We start from the raw sequence: 3,123 nt of genomic DNA on the forward strand, positions 1-3,123 counted from the left end.
CGCCGCCCGCACGTAGTCGTTGGCCAGCCCCACCGCCTGCGAGGTATCGACCGCCTGCGGCGAATCCATCTGCTGCGGTGCGGTGTCCGGCATCGGCACCTCGGGCATGTCGAGATCCTGCATCTCGCTGCCCCCGCCTCCGCCGCCGCCCGCTTCCAGGTTCACCATGATTAGCTCGCGTCCGCGCTGCTCGTGCACCGTGATGATCAGGAACAGCAGCGCAAGCACGTGCAAAGCCACCGAGAGCGGAAACGGGCCTAGCATGAAGCGAAAGCCGCGGCGAATAGCGGCGAAAATGGTTTCACCTTCGCCGTGCGGGCCTTCGTCTTCGTCTGCAACAAACAACGCAGGCGCGGCTTGGCTCTCAGCCGCTGTCGCCGCCAGCGGTTTCGCCTCGGTGGAAGGGCCGACCGCGCCAGCGCGCACAAGCACGGCCAGCGCGCGCTGGCATAACGCGCACCGTGCTGCGTGCTCGTCCCAGCGCGACAGCTCAGCAGGGTCGAGCGACCGCAATGAGTATGCGGCGAGCACGTCGGCATCGGGGCAGTCGGCTCCCGAGTTCTCTGGCGTTCTTCGCATCGTCGATGCGATCAGCGCATCGAATTTGTCTTTGCCATCGGTACTCATTACTTAGCTAGTTCCAAAGCCCGTGCGAGATCGAACGGCCAATCGCCCAGGGCGTATTCAAAGCATCTGCCTATTTGATCGTCGTTCAGCCGATAGTCTTTCCGGAGCGCGTCCTCGACGTTGCGCCGAATCTCAGCTCGAGTGCGCGCAAGACGGCGAGAGACCGTTGACTCATGCTCACCTAGCAGAGCGCCGGTCTCGGCGAGAGTCAGTTCCTGAACGTAATAGTACGAGAGGCACAATCGGTCACGCGGCGCGAGCGCATCGATGGTTTTGTGGAGTTCACACGCTACCATCGCTAGGTATCGGCGGCGATCGGGATCCTCGGGTTCGGATGTAGCAGCATCGGCGAATGCGACCGCGGCATCGAGTTTGCCAGCGGGATGAGCCCGGTACTCCAGGCGCCACGCCTCCGCTTCGCGCTGCACGATCACCGCGCGCAGCCACGCGACGAGCAGACTGCGGCCGTGATAATGGTCAAGCGGTGAGCGGCGTGTACCATCGCTGCGCGCGTCGCCAAATAAATCGCCATACAGCGATTCGGCGACTTCGCGAGCCCGGTCGACATCTCGGGTGATCTGAAGGGCAATCTTCTCGATCGCGGGTCGGAACCTCGTGTCGAACTCGCGCCAGGCGGACTCATTACCCGCGCGGCACCCGATCGCGAGCGCAAGATCTTCTACTTGCAGCGACTCAAGGAACCCAGCGATGACGGAACGCTCTTTCGCCTCATTGGAATTTGCGAAGCGCCGTTCCACCGCACGGCTAAGTGCACTCCCGAATTCCGCCCGCGAAACGTTCCAGCGCGGTGCGCCGCTGCGTTCATAGAGTCGCGTGGCAATGGCGTCGAGCTCGCCGGTAAGGTCGGGTGGGCACATCGCCTGATATATCCATCTTCTGCCCTGTTCCGCCGGTCCTCAAGTCCCCGAGATCTTTGCCCCCTGGATCAATCGGAATCGGAGCTCGCACGGCTAGACTTTTCGGCACTCTGATGCCGCTAGGGTGGTGCCGGAGCGGCAGCCGTCGCAGGAGACAGCGGCTTTTTGAAGAGCATGCAGAAATGCTCAACGTCACCGCTAACCGGCCAATCGATGGTCGCTACCGGGACAAATCCGGCCTGAGTCAGCTCTTGAGTGACAATCGACTTGGGAGCTCCGTGCCCGCCGCGGTTGGCGGGTACGCCAGGAGGAGGAGGTTCCCCGGGGCGCTGGGATGGCTCGAAATCAATGATCGCCAGCCTGCCTCCGGGTCGCATCGCCAGATAGAGAGAGCGATCCATATCCAGTGGGTCGGTTAGATGATGGTAGACGCGGCGCAGGAAGATCGCATCGCAAGAGTTGAGTGGCAAGCGCGTGCCGTTGTTTGCCCCGGCGATGACGACGACATTGTGGATTCCTGCCTTCTGTACGGCCTGGCGAATTTTGTCGAGTTTCTTCGGGTCAATCTCGGTTGAGTACACGGTACCGTTCGGGGCCACGCGCTTGGCGATCGAAATGGACAATTCGCCCGATCCGGCGCCCACATCGGCGACGGCAACACCCGGCTTGAGATCGAGTACCTGAATGAGACGATCGATTTCAGAAACCGCGGCCTGTGCCAGCGAGGAGAACGCCAAAAGGACGCTCGCCAAGAGGGCCACTGCGAACCGACAAAAGGAAGCTTTCCTTAGCAAGGGAGGCTGACTCAGGTTGTAAGTCCGGATTTCCTCCGATTAGACACCGAAAAGAGAACGAAACAACACAGCACATCGTCTCCGAACTGTCGCAGTACTTATATTGCTAGTATCGACAACCTTATTGACTAGTTCGTGTTATCAACACATCTCGAAACGACACATGCTCTTCCAAATTGACGAGTCGCGTCTCACTTTCAATCGACGACTAGGTTAAACGAGCCTTGTTTCGGATGTCTACCTCAAGGATGCGTAGGATGAAAGTGGCGTCCCCGAGACGTGTCGGGAGTTGTTGCGCCAGAGAACGAAAGCTGACTTTCAGGAAAGACGCTGACCACAGTCGATCGTCACGCGGAAAACAAGCCCGCATACTGCACGGTTTACCATGTTTCTGCGAATTTCGCCCGAACGCTGAAATCCGCCGTCCTTGCGGGAAGCGGCGAATGCTTCCCTGCGGTACCGCTCTTGACTAGGCTTGGGTGCGCTGCTGGAGACGGTAATAGGCGCCACCCTAGCTCAGCTGGTAGAGCAGCTGATTCGTAATCAGCAGGTCGTCGGTTCGAATCCGACGGGTGGCTCCAATAAGGTCAACGGTTTTTTCCTCTTCCAATTCCACAAATTCGTCCGTGGTGCCTACCTGGTGCCTATTGCGCTCGGAAACCGCGTCGAGAAAGTCTACGTACCGGGCACTGTCGCTCGGCAGCCAGTGTGCGTACCAGCGAAGTGTGGTGCCGTTCGCGTGATTTCCCAACAGGCGCATCTGCAGCGCTACGATTTCAGTCTGGTAGCGGTTGCCGCTTCCGTCCTTCGCCTCGTATTGGCGG

Annotated in this window: 3 protein-coding genes and 1 tRNA gene; 1 reads left to right on the top strand and 3 read right to left on the bottom strand. The window is 59.9% G+C overall.

Annotated elements, in window-relative coordinates:
• The 3 genes from VGI36_19975 to VGI36_19985 form a co-directional block, all read right to left on the bottom strand.
• On the bottom strand, positions 1 to 627 hold a 627-nt coding region (locus VGI36_19975; GenBank protein ID HEY2487429.1), incomplete at its 3' end, for a hypothetical protein.
• Positions 627 to 1,505: a sigma-70 family RNA polymerase sigma factor gene (locus tag VGI36_19980; GenBank protein ID HEY2487430.1), complete on the bottom strand. Its 879-nt coding sequence runs from the start codon at positions 1,503 to 1,505 to the stop codon at positions 627 to 629. The genes VGI36_19980 and VGI36_19975, both read right to left, overlap by 1 nt.
• A gap of 119 nt (positions 1,506 to 1,624) precedes the next feature.
• Positions 1,625 to 2,242 carry a methyltransferase domain-containing protein gene (locus tag VGI36_19985; protein ID HEY2487431.1) on the bottom strand — a complete coding sequence of 206 codons (618 nt, stop codon included), beginning with the start codon at positions 2,240 to 2,242 and terminating at the stop codon, positions 1,625 to 1,627.
• A 562-nt stretch (positions 2,243 to 2,804) separates the two neighbouring features.
• Here VGI36_19985 and VGI36_19990 point away from each other — a divergent pair.
• Positions 2,805 to 2,880, top strand: a tRNA-Thr gene (locus tag VGI36_19990).
• The last annotated feature ends 243 nt before the right edge of the window (positions 2,881 to 3,123 follow it).

Source organism: Candidatus Binataceae bacterium (assembly GCA_036495685.1).
Classification (GTDB): Bacteria; Desulfobacterota; Binatia; order Binatales; family Binataceae; genus JAFAHS01.

Bases quoted from the DNA above. Each gene is read 5' to 3' on its own strand.
- VGI36_19980 (HEY2487430.1), bottom strand. From the start codon at position 1,505: ATGTGCCCACCCGACCTTACCGGCGAGCTCGACGCCATTGCCACGCGA.